19 protein-coding genes and 5 pseudogenes are annotated in these 23,661 nt (G+C 73.3%); 10 read left to right on the top strand and 14 right to left on the bottom strand.

Translation table 11 applies throughout. The features are described from left to right. Positions 1–55: 55 nt before the first annotated feature. The 3 genes from tadA to ABD794_RS17705 form a co-directional block, all read right to left on the bottom strand. Entirely contained in the window at positions 56–562 is a 507-nt protein-coding gene (tadA, locus tag ABD794_RS17715) for a tRNA adenosine(34) deaminase TadA (protein ID WP_344964517.1), read from the bottom strand. Positions 563–596: 34 nt separating this feature from the next. Continuing rightward, positions 597–1,121, bottom strand: a complete 525-nt coding sequence (locus ABD794_RS17710; protein ID WP_344964543.1) for a tRNA adenosine deaminase-associated protein — start codon at positions 1,119–1,121, stop codon at positions 597–599. Between the two features lie 186 nt (positions 1,122–1,307). Then, a complete protein-coding gene (locus tag ABD794_RS17705; RefSeq protein WP_344964516.1) occupies positions 1,308–1,520 on the bottom strand; it encodes a hypothetical protein in 213 nt (70 codons plus the stop codon). A 138-nt stretch (positions 1,521–1,658) separates the two neighbouring features. Here ABD794_RS17705 and upp point away from each other — a divergent pair, with 138 nt between their 5' ends. Then, a complete protein-coding gene (gene upp / locus ABD794_RS17700; RefSeq protein WP_199892021.1) occupies positions 1,659–2,294 on the top strand; it encodes a uracil phosphoribosyltransferase in 636 nt (211 codons plus the stop codon). A 4-nt stretch (positions 2,295–2,298) separates the two neighbouring features. Here the strand turns inward: upp and ABD794_RS17695 are convergent, their stop codons facing one another. From ABD794_RS17695 to ABD794_RS17680, 4 genes and pseudogenes are all read right to left on the bottom strand, one after another. Then, positions 2,299–2,961 carry a LytR C-terminal domain-containing protein gene (locus ABD794_RS17695; RefSeq protein WP_425586059.1) on the bottom strand — a complete coding sequence of 221 codons (663 nt, stop codon included), beginning with the start codon at positions 2,959–2,961 and terminating at the stop codon, positions 2,299–2,301. Positions 2,962–3,096: 135 nt separating this feature from the next. Then, positions 3,097–3,395, bottom strand: a pseudogene (locus ABD794_RS17690) (type II toxin-antitoxin system VapB family antitoxin). A gap of 161 nt (positions 3,396–3,556) precedes the next feature. Beyond that, a pseudogene (locus ABD794_RS17685) lies at positions 3,557–4,151 on the bottom strand (HhH-GPD-type base excision DNA repair protein). A 37-nt stretch (positions 4,152–4,188) separates the two neighbouring features. Continuing rightward, the gene (locus tag ABD794_RS17680; RefSeq protein ID WP_344964511.1) at positions 4,189–4,941 is read right to left on the bottom strand and encodes an SDR family oxidoreductase; all 753 of its coding nucleotides are present in this window, start codon (positions 4,939–4,941) and stop codon (positions 4,189–4,191) included. Between the two features lie 179 nt (positions 4,942–5,120). On the opposite strand from ABD794_RS17680, the pseudogene ABD794_RS19205 reads away from it, so the two are divergent. Both ABD794_RS19205 and ABD794_RS17675 read left to right on the top strand, forming a co-directional pair. Next, positions 5,121–5,327: pseudogene (locus tag ABD794_RS19205) on the top strand (alpha/beta fold hydrolase); the annotation flags it as partial. A gap of 73 nt (positions 5,328–5,400) precedes the next feature. Next, positions 5,401–5,994, top strand: a complete 594-nt coding sequence (locus tag ABD794_RS17675) for an alpha/beta fold hydrolase (protein WP_344964541.1) — start codon at positions 5,401–5,403, stop codon at positions 5,992–5,994. Between the two features lie 49 nt (positions 5,995–6,043). Here ABD794_RS17675 and ABD794_RS17670 read toward each other — a convergent pair whose 3' ends face one another. After that, positions 6,044–8,290, bottom strand: coding sequence for a HelD family protein (locus ABD794_RS17670; protein WP_344964509.1), 2,247 nt, complete (start codon positions 8,288–8,290; stop codon positions 6,044–6,046). A 303-nt stretch (positions 8,291–8,593) separates the two neighbouring features. On the opposite strand from ABD794_RS17670, the gene ABD794_RS17665 reads away from it, so the two are divergent. Continuing rightward, the gene (locus ABD794_RS17665) at positions 8,594–9,175 is read left to right on the top strand and encodes a hypothetical protein (protein ID WP_344964507.1); all 582 of its coding nucleotides are present in this window, start codon (positions 8,594–8,596) and stop codon (positions 9,173–9,175) included. Between the two features lie 1,342 nt (positions 9,176–10,517). Here the strand turns inward: ABD794_RS17665 and ABD794_RS17660 are convergent. Next, entirely contained in the window at positions 10,518–11,285 is a 768-nt protein-coding gene (locus ABD794_RS17660; RefSeq protein ID WP_344964506.1) for a TetR/AcrR family transcriptional regulator, read from the bottom strand. A gap of 140 nt (positions 11,286–11,425) precedes the next feature. Between ABD794_RS17660 and ABD794_RS17655 the strand changes: the two genes are divergently transcribed. Together ABD794_RS17655 and ABD794_RS17650 are read left to right on the top strand one after the other, a co-directional pair. Continuing rightward, entirely contained in the window at positions 11,426–12,844 is a 1,419-nt protein-coding gene (locus ABD794_RS17655) for a serine hydrolase domain-containing protein (RefSeq protein ID WP_344964504.1), read from the top strand. An 852-nt stretch (positions 12,845–13,696) separates the two neighbouring features. Then, positions 13,697–15,088 (top strand): metallopeptidase domain-containing protein, encoded by a 1,392-nt coding sequence (locus ABD794_RS17650; protein ID WP_344964503.1) that lies wholly within the window; start codon positions 13,697–13,699, stop codon positions 15,086–15,088. 66 nt (positions 15,089–15,154) lie between these two features. Here the strand turns inward: ABD794_RS17650 and ABD794_RS17645 are convergent, their stop codons facing one another. From ABD794_RS17645 to ABD794_RS19200, 5 genes and pseudogenes are all read right to left on the bottom strand, one after another. Next, the gene (locus ABD794_RS17645; RefSeq protein ID WP_344964502.1) at positions 15,155–15,610 is read right to left on the bottom strand and encodes a hypothetical protein; all 456 of its coding nucleotides are present in this window, start codon (positions 15,608–15,610) and stop codon (positions 15,155–15,157) included. Positions 15,611–15,848: 238 nt separating this feature from the next. Further along, the gene (locus ABD794_RS17640) at positions 15,849–18,110 is read right to left on the bottom strand and encodes a heavy metal translocating P-type ATPase (RefSeq protein ID WP_344964500.1); all 2,262 of its coding nucleotides are present in this window, start codon (positions 18,108–18,110) and stop codon (positions 15,849–15,851) included. A 100-nt stretch (positions 18,111–18,210) separates the two neighbouring features. Continuing rightward, on the bottom strand, positions 18,211–18,438 hold the full coding sequence (locus tag ABD794_RS17635) for a heavy-metal-associated domain-containing protein (protein ID WP_344964498.1): 228 nt from the start codon (positions 18,436–18,438) through the stop codon (positions 18,211–18,213). Positions 18,439–18,616: 178 nt separating this feature from the next. After that, positions 18,617–19,447, bottom strand: coding sequence for an acyltransferase domain-containing protein (locus tag ABD794_RS17630; RefSeq protein WP_344964495.1), 831 nt, complete (start codon positions 19,445–19,447; stop codon positions 18,617–18,619). A 283-nt stretch (positions 19,448–19,730) separates the two neighbouring features. Continuing rightward, positions 19,731–20,036 (bottom strand): annotated as a pseudogene (locus tag ABD794_RS19200) (CurL C-terminal domain-containing protein); the annotation flags it as partial. A gap of 485 nt (positions 20,037–20,521) precedes the next feature. Between ABD794_RS19200 and ABD794_RS17620 the strand changes: the two are divergent. From ABD794_RS17620 to ABD794_RS17605, 4 genes and pseudogenes are all read left to right on the top strand, one after another. Then, positions 20,522–21,487 carry a LysR family transcriptional regulator gene (locus ABD794_RS17620; RefSeq protein WP_344964491.1) on the top strand — a complete coding sequence of 322 codons (966 nt, stop codon included), beginning with the start codon at positions 20,522–20,524 and terminating at the stop codon, positions 21,485–21,487. A gap of 49 nt (positions 21,488–21,536) precedes the next feature. Next, entirely contained in the window at positions 21,537–21,932 is a 396-nt protein-coding gene (locus ABD794_RS17615) for a hypothetical protein (RefSeq protein ID WP_344964490.1), read from the top strand. A 203-nt stretch (positions 21,933–22,135) separates the two neighbouring features. Next, a pseudogene (locus ABD794_RS17610) lies at positions 22,136–23,276 on the top strand (PLP-dependent cysteine synthase family protein). Positions 23,277–23,326: 50 nt separating this feature from the next. After that, positions 23,327–23,661 (top strand): MFS transporter (locus ABD794_RS17605; protein WP_344964539.1); only part of this gene is annotated, 335 nt, incomplete at its 3' end.

Genomic DNA, 23,661 nt, shown 5'->3' with positions numbered 1-23,661 from the left:
CGGACGATGGGCCGTACTCCGAAATCGGTTCCCGGAACCCCGGGCGGAGAGGTCGTCAGCGGTCGCGGAAGAAGCGGGTGAGGAGCGCGGAGCACTCGTCCGCGAGAACCCCGGAGACCACTTCCGGGCGGTGGTTGAGGCGTCGGTCACGCACGACGTCCCACAGGGAGCCGGCCGCCCCGGCCTTCTCGTCGACCGCGCCGTAGACGACGCGGTCCAGACGGGAGAGGACGATGGCCCCCGCGCACATGGTGCACGGCTCCAGGGTGACCACGAGGGTGCAGCCGGAGAGCCGCCATTCGCCGACGGCGCGGGCGGCCTCGCGGAGGGCGAGAACCTCCGCGTGCCCGGTCGGATCGCCGGTGGCCTCGCGTTCGTTGCGGCCCCGGCCGATGACGGTGCCGTCCGGTGCCAGGACGACGGCCCCGACCGGGACATCGCCGGTGGCGGGGGCCAGCCCGGCCTCCTCCAGGGCGGCGCGCATGGGCTCCTGCCAGGGTGCTCGCACGGGGTCGAGGCCGGGATCGAAGCCGGGGTCGGCTCCGGGGTGGGCGTCGTTCATGGGACCAGTGTGAGCGAGGGGGCCGCGGGGACGGTCAGCGGACGGCCTCCAGGACCTCGGTGCAGCCGAGCGCGTCGGCGATCTCACCCAGGGCGTCCCCGTCGAGGGCGAGGAGCCGCTTCTCGCCCACCCCGACGTCGTCGAGGAGATGGGAGTCGCCCAGCGGGCCGCTCGGCACCGCCTCCTCGGCCTCGGGCTCCTCGTCCCGCTCCTCGGCCTCGGGCTCGCCGTCCTCCGTGCCGTCGAGGTCGAGGGTGTCGAGGTCGTCGTCCTCGCCCTTGTCCCGGCCGAGCAGTTCGTCGACGAGCAGGGCGCCGTAGGAGCTGCGGGCGGCGGAGGTGGCGTCCGAGATGAAGACGCGGGGGTCGTCGTCGCCGTCCACCCGGATGATGCCGAACCAGGCGTCCTCCTGCTCGATGAGCACCAGGACCGTGTCGTCGTCGACCGCGGCCTCGCGGGCCAGGTCGGCGAGATCGGTCAGGGTCTCCACATTGTCGAGGTCTGTGTCGCTCGCTTGCCACCCGTCGTCGGAGCGCGCGAGCAATGCGGCGAAGTACACCGTGACTCTCCCACTGGTCATAGGCGGTGCCGGGCCGGACGGGGACAGCACCCCGCCCACTCGGAATCGTGGCAGAAACCCGGCCGTTGCGAGAGGTCTTCCGCGCTGCGTCGTGCAGTAGTCCGAGAGATGTGGCTCACCCGGCGGCCGGGCCGCAGCCATCCGGGCGCCCGCCGGGCCGGGCCGTCACCACCGGAACGTACGCATCCGCATCTGCTGGCGCATCCGGGCGGCCCTCGCCCTGCGCGGCTGCACCCGGTCGCGCAGCTCCCTCGCCTCGTTCAGCTCACGGAGGAACTGTGCGCGCCTGCGCCGTCGCTCCGCGTCGCCGTCGGCGGACGCCTCCGGCCCGTCGGCGCCCTCGGGGCGCCTCGCTTCTCGTTCGTCACGGTCGGCCATGGGCAGCACCACCTCGTGCCGAGGTCCTCGCCCGGCGGGGCGCACCGGGCGTACGTGCCCACTTTCCCCCTAAGTGATGGTTTGATGCCACCGTGCGGCCGGGAGCCGGTGTCCGAAAGCTCGGTTAATGTCGTTGTCATGCGGATCCACGTCGTCGACCACCCGCTGGTGGCGCACAAACTCACCACGCTGCGCGACAAGCGCACCGATTCCCCCACGTTCCGGCGGCTCGCCGATGAGCTGGTCACCCTGCTCGCCTACGAGGCGACGCGTGACGTGCGGACCGAGCAGGTCGACATCGAGTCGCCGGTCACCGCGACCACCGGCGTCAAGCTGTCGCACCCGCGGCCGCTGGTCGTGCCGATCCTGCGGGCGGGCCTGGGCATGCTCGACGGCATGGTCCGCCTGCTGCCCACGGCCGAGGTCGGCTTCCTGGGCATGATCCGCAACGAGGAGACCCTCAAGGCGGAGACCTACGCGACGCGCATGCCGGACGACCTCTCCGGCCGCCAGGTGTACGTCCTCGACCCGATGCTGGCCACCGGCGGCACCCTCGTCGCGGCGATCAACGAGCTGATCACCCGCGGCGCGGACGACGTCACGGCGATCTGCCTGCTCGCCGCCCCGGAGGGCGTCGAGGTCATGGAGCGCGAGCTGGCCGGCGCGCCGGTGACCGTGGTCACCGCCTCGGTGGACGAGCGCCTCAATGAGGACGGCTACATCGTCCCGGGTCTCGGCGACGCGGGCGACCGCATGTACGGGACGGCCGGCTGATCCGTCAGCACTTGGTGGCACCCCCGGACGGCGAGGCCGCCGGCGGGGAGGCCGCCGGCCGGGGGCTCGTGCCCTTCTGGGGCGCGAGCTCCTTGAACCCGGCGCCGATGATCAGGTCGATCTCCTCGGACTTGCGGACGTCGGCCTTGACCTCGGCACCTTCCACCTGCTCCTGGAGCACGCGCATCGCCGTGTCGGTGTCCTCCGGGGCACCCAGCAGCAGCGCCGTTCCGTTCACGTTCTTGTCGTAGGGCGCCGGGGCGTTGCCCACCTTGCCGATGCGGAAGCCGCGCTGCTTGAGCTCGTCCGCGGTGGTCTTGGCGAGGCCGCTGCGCGGCGTGGCGTTGTAGACGTTGACGGTGATGTCGCCGGGCCTGGGGAGCTGCTCGCGCGGAGCGGCGTGACCGGCCGCCCGTGCGTCGGTGTGGTCGCCGTGCGCGGCCCTGCCGCAGTCGCCGTTCTTCCGGGCCGCCTGTGGGGAGCCCCCGCCGCCCGAGAAGACGTCGACGAGCTGGAGCGTCCCCCAGCCACCCAGTCCCAGGACGGCCACCGCGGTGACGGCGGCGAGCACGATCCTTTTCGGGCTCCTCGGCCGGCGCATGTGCGGGAAGCGACGACCTGTGACGCGATACTTTCCGCCCATGCCAGGAGGGGTGAGCATGCTCATGGGCGCAGCGTAGTGCGGGCGGGGCCGGTGCCTACTAGATGATCAACGGTTGCGCCGACCCCAACCCAAAAGGGCCAATACCGGCCGTAAACCGCTGTGAAATCAGGGACGAGGGGCCATGAAAGGGCCTACTGGTCAGTCCAGTTCGAGCACGCGTGCGTGCAGGACCTGACGCTGCTGGAGCGCGGCGCGGACCGCGCGGGTGCAGGCCGTCCCTCCAGGTAGAGGTCGCCCTGCCACTTCACGACGTGGGCGAAGAGGTCGCCGTAGAAGGTCGAGTCCTCCGCGAGCAGCGTTTCGAGGTCGAGCTGCTGCTTGGTGGTCACCAGCTGGTCAAGGCGTACCGGGCGCGGGGCGACGTCCGCCCACTGGCGGGTGCTTTCCCGGCCGTGGTCGGGGTACGGCCGACCGTTTCCGATGCGCTTGAAGATCACACGGAAAGCCTACCGGGCCCGCGGCTCCCGGCGCAGCCATGGCACGGGAGTCGGAAGGCGACAATCGGCCGCATACCGGGAGCCTCCCCGTGGCGGCGGCTCTCTGTGCACAGGCTGTGGACCGGCGGCCGCCGGTCTCCGCGGCGCGGGATCCGGGGGCGTCAGCCCTTCGCGGCCTTGGCCGCCCGCTTCATCTCCTGCTTGTACGCGCGGACCTCGGCCAGCGAACCGGGCCCGGTGATGTCGGCGACCGAGCGGCGGCTGCCCTCCTCGCCGTACGGGCCCGCCGCGGCGCGCCAGCCCTCCGGCCGCACCCCGAGCTGCTTGCCCAGGAGGGCCAGGAAGATCCGGGCCTTCTGCTGCCCGAACCCGGGCAGGTCCTCCAGCCGGGCCAGCAGCTCGCGGCCGGTGCCGACGTCCCACCACAGCGCGGTGACGTCGCCGTCGTAGTGCTCGACGAGGTACCGGCACAGCAGCTGCACGCGTTTCGCCATGGCTGCCGGGTAGCGGTGCACGGCCGGCTTCCGCGCGCACAGTTCCTCGAACGCCTCGGGGTCGTAGGCGGCGATCTCGTGGGCGTCCAGGTCGTCGCGGCCGAGGCGCTGCGTGATGGTGTACGGGCCGGTGAAGGCCCATTCCATGGGGGATCTGCTGGTCCAGCAGCATGCCGGTCAGCGCCGCCAGCGGGCTGCGCGAGAGCAGCGCGTCGGCCTCGGTCTGCTGGGCGAGCCGCAGGGGGTGCTCCGTGGCGTCCATGGCACCGATGATCCCTCCGGGCCGCCCCCGTCGCATGTCACTCGATGGCGGTGAGCCGCCGTTCCACGGCCTTGGGATCGCGGCGCCACTCCTCCCCGATCTGTTCGGCGAACGGGTCGGGGAAGATCTCCTCCGCGTCCGCCTCGACGCCGTCGACGATCGCCCGGGCGACGTCGGCGGTGGTCGCGCGGGGGAAGCCGGTCATGGCGGGGAGGGTGTCCGTGGTGAGGCGCAGCATGTCCGTGTCGACCGGACCGGGGAAGACCGCGTGCACGGCGATGCCGCGCGGGGCGAGGTCGAGCCGCACGGCCTGCGTCAGTGCGTTGAGCGCGGCCTTCGAGGCGGGATAGCCGCCCATCGACGGCGTCCCGCCGAAGGCGCCGACGCTGATGACGTTGGCCACGGCCCCGCCGCCGTTGCTTTCGACGACGGGCGCGAAGGCGCGCAGGACGCGCAGCGTGCCCAGCCAGTTGGTGTTCATCACGGCCTCGACGTCCCTGAGGTCCATCTCCAGCAGGTGCCCCATCGCGTGTGTTCCCGCGTTGTTGACCAGGACCGTCACGTCGGACGCGGTCAGGGCGGCGGAGGTGACGGAGGTGGGGTCGGTGATGTCCAGGGCGAGCGGGTGGACCCGCTCCGGGTCCTGCGCCGTCACCGCCGCCAGCGTCCCGGGGTCCCGCGCGCCCGCGTGGACCCGCGCCGCCCCGCGTTCCAGGAACGCGGTGACGAGGGCGCTGCCGATGCCGCGGTTGGCGCCGGTGACGAGGACGACGGCGTTCTGGACGCGCATGGGGGCTCCCGGGGTCGGTGATGCAGTGGTACCCCCTCGGCGGCGGGGGGTCACCCGCTTCGCCCGGATGCCGGTGCGGCGTCACGGAGGTCTACGGTCGACCGAATGGATAGAGCGTTCGTTCCAATGCGTGCTACGGTCTGGCTAGAACGTTCGTTTACAGGACTTGGGGAGGACCCATGGAAACGAAGCGCATCACCGTCAACGGCATCGAGCTCGCCTACGTCGAGCAGGGCGAGGGCCCGCTCGCCCTGCTGCTGCACGGCTTCCCGGAGACCCCGGGCATGTACCGGCACCTGATGCCGGTCCTCGCGGCCGCCGGATACCGGGCCGTCGCCCCGTACATGAGGGGCTTCGCCCCCAGTCAGGTGCCGCCGGACGGCAGCATGCTGATGAAGGACCTGGTCGCGGACGCCAACGCGCTGCACGAGGCGCTGGGCGGGGGACGGCGACGCGGTCATCGTCGGTCACGACTGGGGCGGCTTCACCACGTGGGGCGCCGCGGCCCTCGCCCCGGAGCGCTGGTCGAAGGTCGTGGTGGCGGACGTCCCGCCGGTGCGCTTCTACGAGCGCCGGGCGGCCGTCCCCGAACAGATCCACAAGAACAGCCACTTCTACTTCTTCCAGATGGGCGTGGCCGACCAGCTCGTGCCGGTGAACGACTTCGGCTACCTCGACTGGCTGTGGAACCACTGGAGCGGCGACATCGCCGGTTACGACCCCGCCGAGGACATCCGCGCGGGCAAGGAGGCCCTGCGCGATCCGGCCAACCTCCGCATGGGGCTGGGCCTTTACCGGCAGAACTTCCCCGCCGACGCGTTCGGCACGGAGAAGTGGGAGATGGGCCGGCTGCTCGCCGGGCTGCCCACGCAGCCGACCCTGTACCTGCACGGCAGCGAGGACCCGGTCGTCGACGAGGAGATCCTCGCGGACATCGTCGCCGCCCTGCCCGAGGGCTCGGACGGCGTCCTGCTCCAGGGCGTCGGCCACTTCCCGATGGTGGAGGCGCCGGAGGAGGTGAACCGGCGCATCCTGGACTTCCTCGGGAAGTGATTCCGGTTGTGGATTCCGCTTGCGAGGAGCGGCACTTGGGCGGGTGTGCTCAGCGCGTCAGCGCCGCCTCCAGCCCGGCCGGCAGCGCCCCCGCGTGCACCACTCCCACCCGCTGCGTCGCCCGTGTCAGGGCGACGTACAGATCGCTCAACCCCAACTCACCCGGTTCCACCACGATCACCGTGTCGAACTCCAGCCCCTTCGCCTGCCGCGGATCCAGCAGCACCACCGGGCGTGTGAGATCCGGCGCCGCTCCGCAGGAGGCCTGCGGGAGCGCGGCGGACAGTGCCGCGTGGTGGCGGGTCGGCGCGATGACGGCTGCCCGGCCGCCCTCGCCCGCGTGCTCCGCGACGGCCGACGCCACCGCTCCCGCCACGTCGTCGACCCGCCGTGCCCACGGCCGCACCCCGGTGGACCGGATCGACCGCGGCGGACGGAAGGAAGGATTCCCCGCGGCCCGGAGGACCTCGGCCGCGACCTCCATGACCTCCGACGGAGTGCGGTAGTTGACCCCCAGCCGGACGTGTTCCCACCGGTCGCCGACGTGCGGGGCGAGGGCCTCCGCCCACGCCCCGCAGCCGCCCGGCTCGGCGGTCTGCGCCGGGTCGCCGACCAGGGTCATCGAGCGGGTCGGGCAGCGCCGCATCAGCAGCCGCCACGCCATGGCGGACAACTCCTGGGCCTCGTCCACGATGATGTGGCCGAAGGCCCAGGTGCGGTCGGCCGCGGCGCGCTCGGCGGCGCTGCGGTGGTCGGCCTCCTCGTGCCGCTCGGCGAGGCGTTCGGCGTCGACGAGGTCGTGGGCGGCGAGCACCTCCGAGTCGTCGTCCGCGAGGTCCTCGAACTCCTGGGTGCGCGAGCCGTACGACAGGTCGAGCACCCCCTGGGCGTACGCGATCTGCCGCTGCCGCTCGGCCTCGGCGGCGGCTCGGGCGGCCGAGTCGTCCTCGCCGAGGAGCTCGGCGGCCTCGTCGAGCAGCGGCACGTCGGCCGGCGTCCACGGACCCTCCGCGCGGCGGATCGCGTCCGCGTCGGCCTCCGGGAGGTGGACGGGCTCGGCGAGGAAGTCCGTCACCAGCTGCTGCGGGGTGAGCGGGGGCCACAGCTCGGCGATCGCGGAGTGCACCGCGCGGCTGGCCGCCACCGCCTTGCCCAACTGGGCGACGTCGTCCGGGCCGAGGAGGTTGGGCCCGCCGAACGGATCCGCGCCCAGCCGGTCGGCCAGTTGCTCGGTGAGCGCGTCGATCACCGAGAACGCGAAGGTGGCGCGGGCGAGGTTGTGCGGCAGCTCGCTCGCGCGGGCCCGTCGCCGCGCCTCGCGTGCGATGTCGGCGTCGAGGAGCAGGTCGCCGTCGTCGTGCGGGATCTCCAGCGCGGGGTCGGGCAGGGTCTGGCGGTCGCGCAGGTACGCGGCCAGCGCGTCCGCCATCGCGGCACCGCCCTTGACGGCGGCCGCCCGCGGGGTGTCGGTGCCGGTCGCGGTCACGCCGGGGAAGAGCTCGCCGGGCGTGGCCAGCAGGACGCCGGTCTCGCCGAGCGACGGCAGCACCTCGCCGATGTAGCCGAGGAACGCCGGGTTGGGGCCCACGATCAGCACGGCGCGGCGGGCCAGTTGCTCGCGGTGCGCGTACAGGAGGTACGCGGCGCGGTGCAGCGCCACGACGGTCTTGCCCGTGCCGGGGCCGCCCTCGACCACCAGGATGCCGCGGTGCGGGGCGCGGATGATCCGGTCCTGCTCGGCCTGGATGGTCTGCACGATGTCGTGCATCCGGCCGGTGCGCGCGGCGTCGAGCGAGGCCAGCAGCACGGTGTCGGCGTCGCTGCCCTCGTGGCCGGTGCGTTCGGTGTCGGTGAGGTCGAGGATCTCGTCGTGCAGGGCGGTGACCCTGCGGCCCTGGGTGCTGATGTGACGCCTGCGGCGCAAACCCATCGGAGTGTGGCCGGTGGCGAGATAGAACGGCCGGGCCACCTCGGCCCGCCAGTCGATGACCAGCGGCGTGCGCTCGGCGTCGTCACGCCGGATACCGATGCGGCCGATGTGGTGGTCGTTTCCGTCCCGGAAGAACAGTCGGCCGAAGCACAGCCCGTGCTCCCCGGCCTCGAACGCGGCGAGCAGCCCGGACCGCTCGGCGACCAGGATGTCGCGCTCCAGCCTGGCCTGGAAGGTGCCGCCGGTCGCGGCGAGCGCCTCCGTCACCCCGCTTTCGGTCCGCGCGATGAGTTCTTCGAGGCGTGTGTGGAGGTTGTCGACGAATTCCTGTTCCCGGCGCAATTCTTGATCCGATGCATTTGACATGGTGACTCCCGCCCCGATATCATGGCCCTAACAAAGCTTCTCTGTGCACCACGAGTTGTGGGCGCAGAAATACTCAATATACGCAGAGAAATGCCCCGGACGTCAATATGTCCGGGGCATTTCTTTGTGCGGAATCGGTGGGCAATCCATGGGGGATCGGCGTGTGACAACACCCGTCCCTCCTGTCACGCGGCTGTGACGGGGAGCGGACGAATCCGGCAACCGGCGTCCGTAGATTCGTTGCTGCGGCCGGCCACTGCCGGGCGCAGCCGCCTCCGTCCACGAACTGATCGGGAGCCACACGTGTCCACGAACGTCCGCCGCCGTACCGCCGCCCGCGCCGCCGTCACCGCCACCCTGGCCGCGCTGCTCCTCGCTCCGGCGGCCGGTGCCTTCGCCGCTCCCTCCGACGCCCCCGCCGCGGTGCGGACCGTCGCCAAGTCCCCGGCACAGAAGGGGAAGAAGGGCACGTTCGTCCGTGACGTGAAGGTGGCCGGCGGCTGGAAGGCCAAGCTCTACAAGCTGGGCGGGCACCACTACCGCCTCGACATCGGCGACGGCCGGCGCGTGCTCGGCGACGTCGAGGCGAACGGCCGTGACGGCGGGCTCGACGCCAACGGCGTCTACATCGTCCTCACCCCCGACGGCCGCGTCACCTCCTGGGTGGGCGGCGCGCACTACGGCGCGGGCACGTACCGCCTGCCCGACGGCAGCAAGGCCAAGGTCACCCGGGTGAAGCGCTCTCACGCCAAGATGGAGATCATCAGCCGGGGCCATGTGGTCGCGAAGATGGACGCGAACGGGCGCGATGCCGGTCTCGACGCGAACGGCATGTACATCGTGCTGACTTTCGACGGCACGTTCAGCGCTCACATGGGGCGATGACCCCGGCGGTATCTCTCCTGCAACCCTGCACGGCCTCCCGCGCAACCCGAAGCCGCGGCCGGTTCCACCGGCCGCGGCTTTTCCCTGCCCTTTTCCTGTCCCTCTCCGCGCCCTCTTCCCTCTGTGCCCTCTTTCGTCCGGCGCGCTCCTGCCCCGCCGGGTCAGCCGCCCCGTCGGCTGCTGCCGGAGCGGGGCCGGAGCAGCGCGACGCCCAGGATCGCCGGGGTCATCAGCAGGAGGGTGAGGGTGACCAACGAGGTGTGGCGAACGGGGGGTTGGGAGCGCGCGGTGGTCGCGCCGACCCGGTAGCGGTGTGACGTGCGGGGTGATGGTCGTGGGTTCTGTGCCGGGGGCGTCGGTGTCGGGGGTGATGGCGCCGTGGTCGGTGGAGGTGAGGGCGCAGGCGGGGGCGGGGGTGTCGGCGGGAGAGGGGGGTTCGGTGGCGGGGGTGCGGCCGGTACGCGGGGTGGCACCGGCGCCGGCGGCCGCTGCGGCGGCATGGCGGCGGGAGGTGCGGGTGCGGGTGGGGCAGGGGCGGGAGGTACGGGGTTGGGGGCACGCGGCGGCGGTGCCGGAGCGGGGGGTTGTGGGGCGGGTGGCACTGGAGCAGGGGGTTGCGGTGCGGGTGGCACGGGGGCAGGAGGTTGCGGTGCGGGTGGCGCCGGAGCAGGAGGTACTGGAGCAGGAGGTGCTGGAGGGGGTGGCGCCTGTGCAGGAGGTGCCGGTGGGGGCGGCGCGGGGGGAGCGGGCGGGGCGGGAGGCGGGGGGAGTTGAGCAGGGGGTACGGGAGGAACGGCGGGTGGCTGGGCGGGCGGAGCCGGCTGAGCCGGTGGGAGTGGCGGGGGCGTCGGCGGGCGGGGCGTGGGGCAGCGGATCCACAACTCCGCGGCAGCGGATACCCCATGGGGCCCGGGACCGAGGGAGGCGGTGCCGTGGGCGACGACGCACAACCGCAGGTTTCCCACGGTGACGACGGCCTCCGCGCCGACGGCGGCGTGCAAGGGCAGGGCCTGGAGCCGGGCCCCGGCGTGAGCCTGGGCCTCGACCCGGACCGGGGCCGGGACTTGGGCCCGGGCGGCTGCATCCGCCGTGACGGCCCGGGACGCGGTGCCCCCGCCGGGATCCCCGGCCGCGGCGGCCGCGGCCGCCGGCGCCGGACCCAGCAACGCGGCGGTGGCCACCCCCGCGAGCAACCCCGTCCTCAGCACTTCCCCCACCCGCCCCCGCATGCGGACAGCTTGTACAACGGGCTGCCGATCCAGCCGTGTTCGGGCCGTGATTCCCCCGATGGGTGGAACGGGCGGTCGCCGCGTCACCGCCGGGTGTTGACGCCGGTGCCGCGTCAGCCGGTGCCGGTGTCTCCCGTGCCCGTCAGCCGGGCCTCCAGGCCGTCGAGCACCATGCGCAGGCCGTAGTCGAACTTCTCCTCACGCGTCTCGCGCGGGTCCTTGTGGCGCAACGAGGCGTAGTGCACCTGCAGTTGGGGGTGGCCGTCGGCGGCCTCCTCGGCGGCGGGCCAGAGGCTCTCCATCCATTCGCGCTCGCTCTGCCCGTGCCGGGCGAGGGTCGTCAGCCACGCGGCCTCGGCGGTGGTGATGCCCATGACGTACGAGGTGAGCGTGGAGACCGCGAGGTCGGCCTCGCCGGTGGGCAGGCCCGCCGCCTCGAAGAGGGCGAGCATGCCCTCGGAGAGCCGCATCACGTTCGGCCCGAGCTGGGTGACGCCCAGCTCGCCGGCCACCGAGGCCATCCAGGGGTGGCGCAGGACCGTCGCGCGGAGGCTGTGCGCGCAGCGCTCCGTCGTGTCCCGCCAGCCGTCCCGGCCGTCGGGCGCGGGCACCTCGACCTCGCCGTAGACGGCGTCCACGACCAGCTCGATCAGCTCGTCCTTGTTGGCCACGTGGGTGTACATCGAGGTGGCCCCGGCGTTGAGCCGGGTGCCGAGCTTCCGCATGCTCAGCGCGCCCACGCCCTCCGCGTCGAGCAGTTCGAGGGCGGCGGACACGATCTGCTCGCGGCTCAGCGAGGGCTGCTCGCGTCTGCCCCGGCGGGGGCGGGTCCACACCGAGGTGATCGGCTGCTTCGGCTGGTCCCTGTCGTCGGCCGGCATGCGGCCTCCCTTCTCTCGCGCCCAGGATACCCGCACAGCCGAACGCTGTGCGCTCTTGCGCACACCGTGCGGAAGTCCGTACAGTGTTCGGTGTCAGGCCGGGCCGCCGGGGTCCGAGCCATTCACGACGGGGGGACGTCATGCCCAGCAACCTCACGACCACGTTCGACGCCGCACGCTGGCAGGCGCGGCTGGACGCGCTCCGTGCCGAGCACCGGGTTCCCGGGGCGTCGCTGGCGGTGCTCGTCGGCGGGACGGTGCACGAGCTGGCGAGCGGGGTGCTGCACCGGGGCACGGGGGTGGAGGCGACCACCGATTCGGTGTTCCAGCTCGGTTCGATCGCGAAGATCTACACGGCGACGCTGGTGATGCAGCTCGCCGAGGCCGGCGAGCTGGACCTGGACGCCCCGGTGACCGATGTCCTGCCCGACTTCTCGGTGGCCGATCCCGAGGCCACCCGGGGCATCACGGTCCGTCGGCTGCTCAGCCACACCAGCGGGCTGACCTGTGACTTCACACTCGACACCGGCCGTGGCGACGACTGTCTCGCCCGCTATGTCGAGGCCGCCAAGGGCGTCGCCCTCGACTGCCCGCCCGGGACGGCCCTCTCCTACAGCGGTATCGCGTACAACGTGCTGGGCCGCATCATCGAGGTGCTCACGGGGCTCACGTGGGACGAGGCGCTGAAGCAGCGCCTGTTCGAACCGCTGGGCCTGGAGCGGACGATGACTCTGCCCGAGGAGGCCCTGCGGTTCCGCGCCGCGATGGGGCATCTGGGAGAGCCGGGACAGGACCCCGAGCCGGCCCCCGCGTGGGATCTGATGCCGCGCTCGGCCGGCCCGTACGGCCGGGTCATCGCCAGCGCCGGTGACATCGTGCGGTTCGCCCGGATGCACCTCGACGGCGGGGTGGCGTCGGACGGCTCCCCGGTGCTCGCCCCCGGCACGGTGGCCGCCATGCAGCGGCGCGAGGTCGACTGCCCGGACAAGTGGTCCGTCAGCGCGGACGGTTGGGGCCTGGGCTGGAGCCTCTACGACTGGAACGGGGTGCGGGGCTACGGCCACGACGGCGCCTCGATAGGTCAGTACGCCTATCTGCGCGTGGCGCCGGAGGCGGGCGTGGCCATAGCCCTGACCACCAACGGCGGCGGTGCCCGCCTGCTCTACGCGGAGCTCTTCCGGGAGTTGCTCGACGAGCTGGCCGGGGCCCGGATGCCGGACGCCTTCGCGCCCCCGGCCGTGCCGCCGGCCGTGGACCTCGCGCCCTTCACCGGCACCTACACCCGTGCGGGCGTCGTCATCACCGTCGCCGAACACGACGGCGCGGGGCGCCTGGTGTACGAGTTCGTGGACGGGATGAAGGACTTCTCCCCGCCGATCGAGGCCGAGCTGGTGCCGGTGTCCCGGACGGTGTCGGGGGCGACGACGGAGACGGTGTTCGCCGCGTCGGGGGTCGGCGCGGCCTTCAGCGAGGACTGGATGCCGGTGGTCTTCACCACCATGGCCGACGGGAGCCACTACTGCTGCATAGGGATGCGGGCGGCGCCCAAGGCGGCGTGATCCGCGGCGACCGCGGCCGGCCGGTCCCGCGAGGGGACCGGCGGCTGTGGCCGAGTGGCACCGCGTGCGGGGCGGTTGCGGGCGGTGTGAGGGTCCGGCGGTCCGTATCGGGAGGGCTCGCGCACCCTCTGGCGCCCCGCCAGTCCCTCGCCCTACCGTGACCGCGGTGGGCGCTCCCACCGAACGGCTTGCCACGTCCCCCATCAGACCAGAGGTGAGTCTTGTCCCCCAAACGTCACTCGAGACCCGGCCGGTTACGGCGAATACGCGTCGTCCTGGGCCTCCTCGGCATCCTGGCCGCCGCGGCCGCCGGGCCTGCGCTGGCGACGGACGGCGATGCCGCCCGGCCCCGGCAGCCCCTCGTCCACCCCATCGACCCGCAGCACTGGCGCAACCCCGACGACATGACCTGGGCCGAGTACCGGTCGGTGCCCGGGACCCGTTGGGCCGACCCGGCGGTGAAGCCCACGAAGCGGATGTTCAAGGGCGCGCTCGTGCTCCTCGACTACCCGGACGAGGAGTTCTCGGTCAGCAAGGCGCCGGGGGCCGGGAAGTTCGGCAACCCGCAGTCCACCGCGTCCAACGTCCCCAGGAATCAACTGGCCCGGTTCTACGGTGACTTTCTCAACAAGCCCGGGACGCTCAACCACGGTCACACCATCAACGAGTACTGGATGGAGGATTCGGGAGGGCGCGTAGGGGTCGATCTGACCTCCTTCGGCGTGTACCGGATGCCGTGGAAGTCCTACCAGTACGGCATCGAGCCGGGGATGAACCCGGGGGGCCTGTCCCGTCGGCGACAGCTGCGGGAAAGACATCCGGGCCGACGGCAAGCGGGCCTGGGTCGCCGATGTGGGAGCGGAGAAGACCAAGAAGTTCGACTTCGTCTTCTACCTGACCGCGGGGGTCGACGAGTCGTCCGCCTGGCAGGAGTTCGGCCAGATGAAGTTCCGGTCGGCGCAGGACGTGCCGGCCGCCTGGGGGCCGCCCTCGCCGCTGGCCTCCGGGAGCAACGCGGCCGCGACGCGGTACGTGCCGTGGACCTCCTGGCAGGCGGCCGCCCGCATCTGGCCCAACGCCGAGAACGGGTCGTCCACGCAGGCGGAGAGCTCCGGGATGGCCACCTTCGCCCATGAGCTCAGCCACATCCTGGGCATAGGCGACAACTACAACAACCCCTACGGCACACCACTGAGCCGCAGTTACACCGGTATATGGGGCATGCTCTCGCGCGGCTCGTTCAACGGTCCGGGCGGTCCGCACACCCGGTGGATGGTCCCCGCCACGGCGGGCGGCTCGATGGGAGCCCAGCACGTGCTCCGGGACAAGATGAAGCTCGGCATCGTCGACGACAAGAACGTGCTGCGGCTCGACCGCGACGCGCTGAGGAAGTCCGGCACGGTCGTCGCCCGGGTCACCGCGCGGTCCGCGCCGCCCGGCGAGAAGGGGCTGACCGGCGTCAACATCAGCATGGGCCGCGACCTTTCCCCGGCCTGCGACCGCACGAAGGACCCGCTGTGCGACGGCGGCGGTTACGACAACTACACCGTGGAGGTCGTCGACCGGATGGGCATGGACTCGTTCACCCCGGACAGCGGCGTCCTGCTGAGCAAGACCAAGAACGCGGACCGGGCCCCGTTCGCCTGGGTGGTCGACGCGCACCCCGAGGACATCGGGCTGACCGACTTCGTCCGCCCCGACGGGACCCCGCAGAGGATCACCATGGGGGACTACCGGCAGCTCAGCGACGCGTTGTTCCACGCGGGGGCCGACTCCGGGAGTTCGTACGAGTACGAGGACAAGGCCAACCGGCTCCACTTCTACATACTCGACGTCCGGCGCGACGCGTCCGGGATCCTCTCCTACAGCGTGGGCGTCAAGTCCCTTGACGGGGCGGGCTCGCAGGCGCGGGGCGTCGCCCTGCGGGGCGGAGCGCAGAAGGGCCGGCCGGCCGACGGGCGGGCCGTGTGCACCTTCGCCCTCGCCAACACCGGACGGGCCGCGGGCGGCGATCCGTACACCGGATCCGATGTCTACCGGCTGTCGGCCTCGGCCGCCGGGAAGGGCTGGTCCGCGTGGCTGCCCAACCGGCTGGCCACCGCTCGTGCGGGCGCCTCGGTCCCGGTCGACGTCGCCGTCGCGGCGAAGCCGGGTGCCGACCGGCACGGGAAGGTGACGCTCACCGCCCGCTCGGAGAGCGACCCGAGCCGCACGGCGCGGGCCACGTGCTCGCTGCGCGGCTGAGCGGCGCGGACGCGTGTCGCCGGCCCGCCCCGGCGGGCCGGCGACACAACGCCTGTGGCGCGGTGGTTACTTCCACGCCTTGTGTCCGGTGTCCCACTTCTGCCAGTGGCCGTTGTGGTGGCGCTTCCAGCAGTGGGCGTGCTCGTCCCACTGGGCGTAGCTGCGGGAGTCGCCGTCCCAGCGCTGCCAGCACTTGTGCTTGGCGTCCCAGTGGTCGGCCTTCTTGTCGACGGCCTTGTCCCAGCCCAGGTGCTTGCCCTTGTCCTTGCCCTGGCCCTGGTCCTTGACCGCGTCCTTGACCGCGCCCTGGGTCTTGACCGTGGTGGCCGTGACCGTCCCCTGGGCCTGCTGGCCCGCCTGCTTGGCGTGGTCGCCCGCGGCCTTGTGCAGGTGGGAGACGACCCCGTGGTCGTGGTGGGACACGTCGGCGGAGGCCGTGCTCCCGGCGGCCGCGGCGGCCCCGGTCAGCAGCGCGGCCGAGGCGGCGACCATGGCGGCGCGCCGCATTCCTGCGTGAGACATGCGTTTCTCCTGGCTCAGGGCTTCCACCGGGTTGCCGTTGCGCGGAAGCCTCGTTCTCGGTACGCAGCGCATCCTGTCGGCCCGGCAGGGGAGTTGGGGAGATTCGCGGCCGGGTTCCTCCGTCCGGATGATGTGACAGGTTCGACAGTAGGAATGCCGGGCGTCAAGGTGACGCTCCCCCCGCCGCGGGAGGCGGCGAGGGGAGCGAAGCGGAGGTGAACGGGGCTTCTCGGCGCGGTTACTTGAAGGCGCGCAGCCGGAGGCTGTTGGCGACGACGAAGACCGACGAGAAGGCCATCGTCCCGCCTGCGATCATCGGGTTGAGGAGGCCCAGCGCCGCCAGCGGCAGTGCGGCGATGTTGTAGCCGAAGGCCCAGAAGAGGTTGCCCTTGATGATGCCGAGGGTGCGGCGGGAGAGGCGGATGGCGTCGGCTGCGGCTCGTAGGTCGCCGCGGACGAGGGTGAGGTCGCCGGCTTCGATGGCGGCGTCGGTGCCGGTGCCCATGGCGAGGCCGAGGTCGGCGGTGGCGAGGGCGGCGGCGTCGTTGACGCCGTCGCCGACCATGGCGACGGTGCGTCCTTCGTCCTGGAGGCGTCGTACGACGTCGGCCTTGTCCTGGGGGAGGACTTCGGCGATCACTTGGTCGATGCCGGTCTCGCGGGCGACGGATTCGGCGACGGCGCGGTTGTCGCCGGTGAGCAGGATGGGGGTCAGGCCGAGGCGGCGCAGTTCGGCGACGGCTGCGGCGCTGGTGTCCTTGACCGCGTCGGCGACCGTGAGGACGCCACGCGCCGCGCCGTCCCAGGCGACGACGACCGCGGTGCGGCCCTCGGCCTCGGCGGCGGCCTTCGCGGCGGCGAGGCCGTCGGGGAGCTCGATGGCCCAGTCGGCCAGCAGTTTCTCCCGGCCGACCAGCACCGCGTGTCCGTCCACGACACCCTGGACGCCGAGCCCGGCGACGTTCTCGAAGCTCTCGGGCGAGGGAAGCGGTCCGGTGCGCTCCTCGGCGCCGTCGGCGATGGCGCGGGCGATGGGGTGCTCCGATGCGTGCTCCAACGCACCGGCCAGGCGCAGCAGTTCGGTCTCGGCCGTACCCGGGGCGGTGACGACGTCACGCAGCGTCATCCGGCCCGTGGTGACGGTCCCGGTCTTGTCGAGGACGACGGTGTCCACGCGCCGGGTGGACTCCAGGACCTCGGGTCCCTTGATGAGGATGCCGAGCTGGGCGCCGCGTCCCGTGCCGACCATCAGTGCGGTCGGGGTGGCCAGGCCCAGTGCGCAGGGGCAGGCGATGATCAGGACGGCCACGGCGGCGGTGAACGCGGCGGCGGTGTCGCCCGTCATGAACAGCCACGTCAGCAGGGTGCCGAGGGCGATCAGCAGGACGACGGGGACGAAGATCCCGGATATGCGGTCGGCCAGCCGCTGGACGGCGGCCTTGCCGTTCTGCGCGTCCTCCACCAGCCGTGCCATGCGGGCGAGTTGGGTGTCGGAGCCGACCCGGGTGGCCTCCACCACCAGGCGGCCCGAGGTGTTGACCGTGGCGCCGGTGACGGCGTCGCCCACGGTCACGTCGACGGGCACGGACTCGCCGGTGAGCATGGCGGCGTCCACGGCCGAGCTGCCCTCGACCACGGTGCCGTCGGTGGCGATCTTCTCGCCCGGGCGGACGACGAACCGGTCGCCGACCGCCAACTCCTTGACCGGCACGCGCACTTCGCGCCCGCCGCGCAGCACGGCCACGTCCTTCGCCCCCAGCTCCAGCAGGGCGTGCAGGGCCGCGCCCGCCTTCCGCCGGGAGCGGGACTCCAGGTAGCGCCCGGCGAGGATGAAGGTGGTCACCCCGGCCGCGGCCTCCAGGTAGATGGAGGACGAACCGTCGCCGCGCGAGACCGTGAAGTCGAAGCCGTGACGCATGCCGGGCATGCCCGCGTGGCCGAGGAACAGGGCCCACAGCGACCAGCCCAGGGCGGCGAGCGTGCCGATCGAGACCAGGGTGTCCATGGTGGCGGTGCCGTGCCGGGCGTTGGTCCAGGCCGCCTTGTGGAAGGGGAATGCGCCCCAGGCGACGACCGGTCCGGCCAGCGTCAGGGAGAGCCACTGCCAGTTGTCGAACTGGAGGGCCGGGACCATCGCCAGCAGCACCACCGGCAGCGACAGCGCGAAGGACATCCACAGCCGCTGCCGCAGGCCCTCGGTCTCGTCGCGGCCCGCATTCGGGACAGCCTCGACTGTCGGCTCCGGCGCCGCGGGCGGGGCCGGCTCGCGGGCGGTGTAGCCGGTCTTCTCCACGGTGGCGATGAGGTCGGCGACCGTGATGTCCGCGGCGTAGGTGACCTTGGCCTTCTCGGTGGCGAAGTTGACGGTCGCGCTGACGCCGTCCATGCGGTTGAGCTTCTTCTCGACGCGGGCCGCGCACGAGGCGCAGGTCATGCCGCCGATGGAGAGCTCGACGTCGGTGCCGGGCCTGGTGGGCGTGGCGAGGGCGGTGCTGGTCATGGGTTCTCCCAGGAGGAGGGCCGGGTGTACGGCGGCCATATCAGTGGGGCGGTACGGCCCGGCGCGGGTGCGGGGTGTGCCTCGTCCTCGGCGCTCGGGGTCAGGCGCGGCCGACGAGCTCGTAGCCCGCCTCGTCCACGGCGGCGCGGACGGCCTCGTCGTCCAGCGGTGCGGTGGAGACGACGGTGACGAGCCCGTCGGCGGCCAGGGCCTCGACGGAGGTGACGCCGGCGATCGCGGAGACCTCCTCGGTGACCGCGCCCTCGCAGTGGCCGCAGGTCATGCCGGTCACCTTGTAGACGGTGGTGGTGCTGGGCTGAGAAGTCATGGCTGCTTCCTCGGATCGCGTGGTGCGCGCGGGGCGCGCGGTGTCTCTCGTTCCCCTACGGTATACCCCCTGGGGGTATCTGGAAAGAGTGAGGGCGGGAACGCGGAAGCGGGTGCCCGCCCCGAAGGGCGGACACCCGCTTCCGTGCGTACGACGGCGGCGTACGGCCGCGCAGGGGTCAGGACGGCCCGCGGCTCCCCCGGCGCAGGGCGGCGAAGTCCACGTCGGCGCCCCGCGCCCACAGCGCGCCGACGCCGGCCAGCAGCGTGGCCGTCTGGGACGCGTCCCCGGCGGGGCGCGCGGCGAGGGGTACGACGGGCTGCCGCGCGTCGTACCCGGGGTGCCGGCGGATCAGCGCCGAGAGGACCCGGCCCGGACCGGCGTCGACCAGGGGGCGCGCGGGTCCGGCGAAGACGGTGGAGAGCGCCTCGCCGAACCGGACGGGCGCGCGCAGGTGCCGGATCCAGTACGCCACCGAGCGCAGCTCCTCGGGGGCGGCCCACCGTCCGGTGGTGTCCGAGAGGACGGGCAGGACGGGCCGCTCGCGCGCCACCGTTCCCAGGAACGCGGCGAACCGGTCGCGGATCGGCTCGACGACGGGGGAGTGCCCCACCGCGTCGATCCGCAGCAGCCGCGTCTCGACGCCGCGGCCGCCGAGCTCCCCGGCCAGCCGGGCGACCGACTCGGCCGGCCCCATGACGGTGCACTGGCCGGGCCCGTTCACCGCGCCGACGGACAGCTCCGGCGGCAGCAGGCGGACGAGCCGGTCCTCGGACAGCCGTACGGCCGCCATGGCCTCCGAGGGCACCGTCCCGAGCAGCCGGGCGCGCTCGACGACGAGCCGCATCGCGTCCCGCGGCGCGAACACCCCGGCCGCGCAGGCGGCGGCGTACGCGCCGAGGCTGTGCCCGGCCACCGCGCCCGGCCGGATCCCCCAGGACTCCAGCAGCCGCGAGGTCGCGTACTGCACGGCGAAGACGGCCGGCTGCGAGAGCGCGATGGTGGCCAACCGGGCGGCGGCCGCCGGGCGTTCGGCCTCTTCGGCCGGGGAAGAGCGTCTCGCGCAGGTCCAGCCCCAGCGGCCCGGAAGCCCACGCGGCGGCGTCGTCGAGATGCCGGCGGAACTCCGGCTCGTCCCGGTACAGCCCCTCCGCCATGCCGAGGTGCTGGCCGCCCTGGCCGGCGAAGAGGAAGAGCGGCTCCGCGCCGCCCGGGGCCCCCGCCCCGGTGCCCGCGCGCAGCGCCGCCGCGGCGCCGTCGGCGTCCCGGGCGACGGCGAACCTGCGGTGGGGGTGGTGCGTACGGCCGGTCTGGAGCGTCCGTGCCACGTGGGCGAGGTCCGTGCCGGGCCGGCCCTCCAGGCGGTCGGCGAGCCGCCGCGCCTCCTCGTCGGCCGCCGCCGCGGTCCGCGCGGAGACCACCAGCAGCTGGTGACGGGCGGGCGGGGAGAAGGAGAAGGGGCACACCGAAGGCGTCGAGGGTCCCTGGGTGGGGACACCGCCCGGGGCCCGCAGGCGGTCGAGAAGGGGGCCGAGGGCGGCGCGGAACCGGTCCGTCGAACCGGGGGCGACGCGGTCCCCGTACGCCGTCCGTTCCATGAGCGACATCGGTGGTCCTCCGAAGTGCCGGTGCGTAGGGGGGGGCGGTGCCACCGCGGACATGGACGCCGGTGACGGCCGGGGGCGAACTGCCGTGTGGGGAAGCGGAAATGGGGCCGGGGCCGCACGGTGTGGGGGGGTGGTGGCACCGCGAGCGGCCCCGGCCGGTCTCAGGAGCGGGCGCGGGTCCGGGGTCCGTGCCGGAGGGCACCCCGCCGGAGGGGCGCCGGGACGGCGCGCGGGCGCGCGGGGGCGGATCCGTCGTCCGGCCGACCGGCGATGACGACCACGGCAAACCTCGACATTCGTATACCGGGTGAACGCATTGCCACCACGGGAATTCCGCTGGCGGACAGCTCGCTGGACGGGCACCGGACGTGAGTCCGCACGGAGGAAATCGCGTACGGCGCCGACCCCTTGACTATGGCCGGTCGGGTCCGAACCTGTCCAAGGCTTGTTCAACAAGGACCACATAACCTTTGGTTATGGCTATGACTCTGAGGCAGCTTCAGTACCTCGTGACGATCGTCGACTCGGGGTCCTTCACCCGCGCCGCCGAGCGGCTGCACGTCTCCCAGCCCGCGCTGTCACGCCAGTTGCAGAGCCTGGAGCGTTCCTGCGGGGGTCCGCTGGTCGAGCGGGGCGCGCGGCCGGTCGTCCTCACGCCGCTGGGCCGCGCCGTGCTGCCCCACGCCCGCGCGACCCTGGCCGAGGTGGACCGGGCCGGCTCGGCCGCCCGGCGGGTGGCCGGCAACCGGCGCCCCGAGCTGCGGGTCGCCACGCTGTACTCGGTCAGCTTCGGCGTGCTGCCCCCGGCCCTCGCCGTGTGGCGGCGCGAGCGCCCGGAGGCGCTGCTGTCGCTCACCGAGCAGTTGCACGCGGGCGACCTCCAGGAGGCCATGACGGCCGGGGAGGCGGACGTCGCCGTCGGACCCCCGCCGGTGGACTGGCCGGGGCCGGTCTTCCCGCTGGGCAGCGAGGAGTTCGTCGTCGTCCTCGCGGCGGACGACCCGCTGACGAGACGGACGGGCACGCACATCCGCCTCACCGAGCTCTCGGGGCGCGAATGGATCCACTACACGGCGCCGAACGGGCTGGCCCGGATCCTCGACTACGCCTGCGCCAACGCCGGTTTCGAGCCGCGCGTCGCGGTCCGGACCCAGCAGACCGCCACGGCCCTCCAACTGGCCGCCGCCGGGCTGGGACCCACGCTCTTCCCCGCGAACATCGTCCCCGTGGCCCTCGCCCCGCGCGTCCGCGTCCCGGACCCGCCGGTCCACCGCATGCTCACCGCCTACACCCGCGGCCACCCGGACGCGCTGACGGCCGCCTTCATCGACACCCTCGCCCGGCACGCCTGTCTCGTCCCGCCCCACCTCCCTTCGGCGAGCGGCCAGTTGGGGAAGGTGGTGGAGATTCCACTGCAACGGAGAGGGAACGCGGGGGGCTGATCCGGCGCACCCGTATCCAGCGCGCCGTTGATCGGTTACCGTGACCGGCGTGGCATCAGGGGCCGTTCCGCTCGCGCCCCGGTCCGCGTCGTCCGGCCGGGTCCTCCTGGCCGTGGTGCTGACCGGGCTGCTGTACGTGCTCTGCTGCGCCCACGGTCAGCCGTCCGCGCAGCAGCAGGTCACGGATGCCGTCGTCGCGTCGTCCGCCGCGCTGGACTCGCACGGGCACGGCGCCCACCCCCACCGCTGCGAAGGGGAGCCCGAGGCCGGCCCGGCCGCCCCGCGGACCGTCGCTCCGCACCGCCCTGACCACGCCGGTACGCCGGTGTGCGCGCCCGCGGACGCTCCCGGCGCGGGCGGTGCCCCGCAGGGGCCGGAGCGGACGCCGGGGTGCGGCGTCGATCACGCGCGCACCCGCGCGGTGCTGGGGGTCTGGCGGGCCTGACCGGTCCCGCCCGTACGGCACGCGGCCGCCGCCCGGCCGGCCGTCCCCGCCGTCGCGGCACCGCGTCCCCGGTGCCACTTTCCCCGGCACCGCGTCCTCGGCGTCACTCGCCCCGACACCGCGCTCCCGCCCGGCACTTCGCCGTTCCCGTGCCGAGTCCCGGGTGAGGCGCGCAGGAGACCTACGCGATGAACTCTTCCGGTATGCCCCTTTCCTCCCTGTCCTCCGCTCCTTGCCCGCTGTCGCCGGCCCAGGTGCTCACCGCCGCCGTCCGTCCCGCGCAGACCCCGGCCGGGCTGGTGGGCGACACCCCCGTGCTGTGGATCGGCGCCCCCTTCACCGCCCCCGGCCGCGGCTTCTGGGCCAAGCTGGAGGGCCGGAACCCGGGCGGCATCAAGGACCGCACCGCCCTGTACATGACCGCCCGCGCCCGGGAACGCGGCGACCTGCTGCCCGGCGCGCGGATCGTCGAGTCGACCTCCGGCACGCTCGGGCTGGGCCTCGCCCTGGCCGGGGTCACCTACGGGCACCCGGTGACCGTGGTCACCGATCCCGGCATGGAGCCGCTGATGCGCGGCCTGCTGCGGGCCCACGGGGCCGAGGTGGACGTCGTGCGCGAGCCGCACCCGTCCGGCGGCTGGCAACAGGCCCGCCGCGAGCGGGTGGACGAGCTCCTCATGACCGCCCCCGACGCCTGGTGCCCGGACCAGTACAACAACCCCGACAACGTCACCGCCTACCGCGGTCTGGCCCACGAGCTGATCGCCCAACTCGGCCGCATCGACGTGCTGGTGGTCAGCGTCGGCACCGGCGGGCACTCGGCCGGCGTCGCCTCCGTCCTGCGCGGCTTCTTCCCCCGGCTGCGGGTGGTGGGCGTGGACGCGACGGGTTCCACGATCTTCGGCCCAGCCCGCGGCCGCGCGCCTGATGCGCGGGCTGGGCAGCAGCATCTACCCGCGCAACGTGGACTACGCGCTCTTCGACGAGGTGCACTGGGTCGCCGCCCCGGAGGCCGTCTGGGCCTGCCGCGCCCTGGCCAGGAACCAGTACGCGACGGGTGGCTGGAGCGTCGGCGCGGTGGCCCTCGTCGCCCGCCACCTGGCCGCGGCCCTCCCGGCCGAGACCCGGATCGCCGCCGTCTTCCCCGACGGCCCGCAGCGCTACGTGGGCACCGTCTTCGACGACGCGTACTGCCGCGAGCACCGGCTCCTCGGGCACGTACCGGCCGACGGGCCCGACGAGCTGGGCCACCCCGGCGAGCGGACCGTCACCCGCTGGACGCGCTGCACCGCCGTCGCCGACCCGCTGGCCACCGGCCGGGACGCCGTGCGGGCGGGCCGGTGAGGGGCCTCTGGCGCACCACGCGCTCCTTCCCGCCGGTGGTCCGGCTGCTGATGGCCAACCAGTTCGCGATCAACCTGGCCTTCTACATGCTCATGCCCTACCTGGCCGCCCATCTGACCGACGACCTCGGGCTGGCCGCGTGGGCCGTCGGCCTGGTGCTGGGCGTGCGGAACCTCTCGCAGCAGGGCATGTTCCTGATCGGCGGGACGCTCGCCGACCGCTACGGCTACAGGGTCCCGATCATCGCCGGATGCCTGCTGCGCACCGTCGGATTCGCCGTGCTGGGCTGGGTGGACAGCCTGCCCGCCCTCGTCGTCGCCTCCGCAGCGACCGGGTTCGCCGGCGCCCTGTTCAACCCCGCGGTGCGGGCGTACCTCGCCGCGGA

This window comes from Streptomyces thioluteus, from assembly GCF_039535865.1.
This window is presented reverse-complemented; position numbering and strand designations above follow the sequence as displayed.

What these genes read in the sequence shown, in the direction of transcription:
- ABD794_RS17660 (WP_344964506.1), bottom strand. Translation starts at nt 11,285, where the DNA reads ATGCCGGCCGACGACAGGGACCAGCCGAAGCAGCCGATCACCTCGGTG.
- ABD794_RS17705 (WP_344964516.1), bottom strand. Translation starts at nt 1,520, where the DNA reads ATGGCCGACCGTGACGAACGAGAAGCGAGGCGCCCCGAGGGCGCCGAC.
- ABD794_RS17645 (WP_344964502.1), bottom strand. Translation starts at nt 15,610, where the DNA reads ATGTCTCACGCAGGAATGCGGCGCGCCGCCATGGTCGCCGCCTCGGCC.
- upp (WP_199892021.1), top strand. Translation starts at nt 1,659, where the DNA reads ATGCGGATCCACGTCGTCGACCACCCGCTGGTGGCGCACAAACTCACC.
- tadA (WP_344964517.1), bottom strand. Translation starts at nt 562, where the DNA reads ATGAACGACGCCCACCCCGGAGCCGACCCCGGCTTCGATCCCGGCCTC.
- ABD794_RS17640 (WP_344964500.1), bottom strand. Translation starts at nt 18,110, where the DNA reads ATGACCAGCACCGCCCTCGCCACGCCCACCAGGCCCGGCACCGACGTC.
- ABD794_RS17655 (WP_344964504.1), top strand. Translation starts at nt 11,426, where the DNA reads ATGCCCAGCAACCTCACGACCACGTTCGACGCCGCACGCTGGCAGGCG.
- ABD794_RS17635 (WP_344964498.1), bottom strand. Translation starts at nt 18,438, where the DNA reads ATGACTTCTCAGCCCAGCACCACCACCGTCTACAAGGTGACCGGCATG.
- ABD794_RS17670 (WP_344964509.1), bottom strand. Translation starts at nt 8,290, where the DNA reads ATGTCAAATGCATCGGATCAAGAATTGCGCCGGGAACAGGAATTCGTC.
- ABD794_RS17620 (WP_344964491.1), top strand. Translation starts at nt 20,522, where the DNA reads ATGGCTATGACTCTGAGGCAGCTTCAGTACCTCGTGACGATCGTCGAC.
- ABD794_RS17680 (WP_344964511.1), bottom strand. Translation starts at nt 4,941, where the DNA reads ATGCGCGTCCAGAACGCCGTCGTCCTCGTCACCGGCGCCAACCGCGGC.
- ABD794_RS17695 (WP_425586059.1), bottom strand. Translation starts at nt 2,961, where the DNA reads ATGAGCATGCTCACCCCTCCTGGCATGGGCGGAAAGTATCGCGTCACA.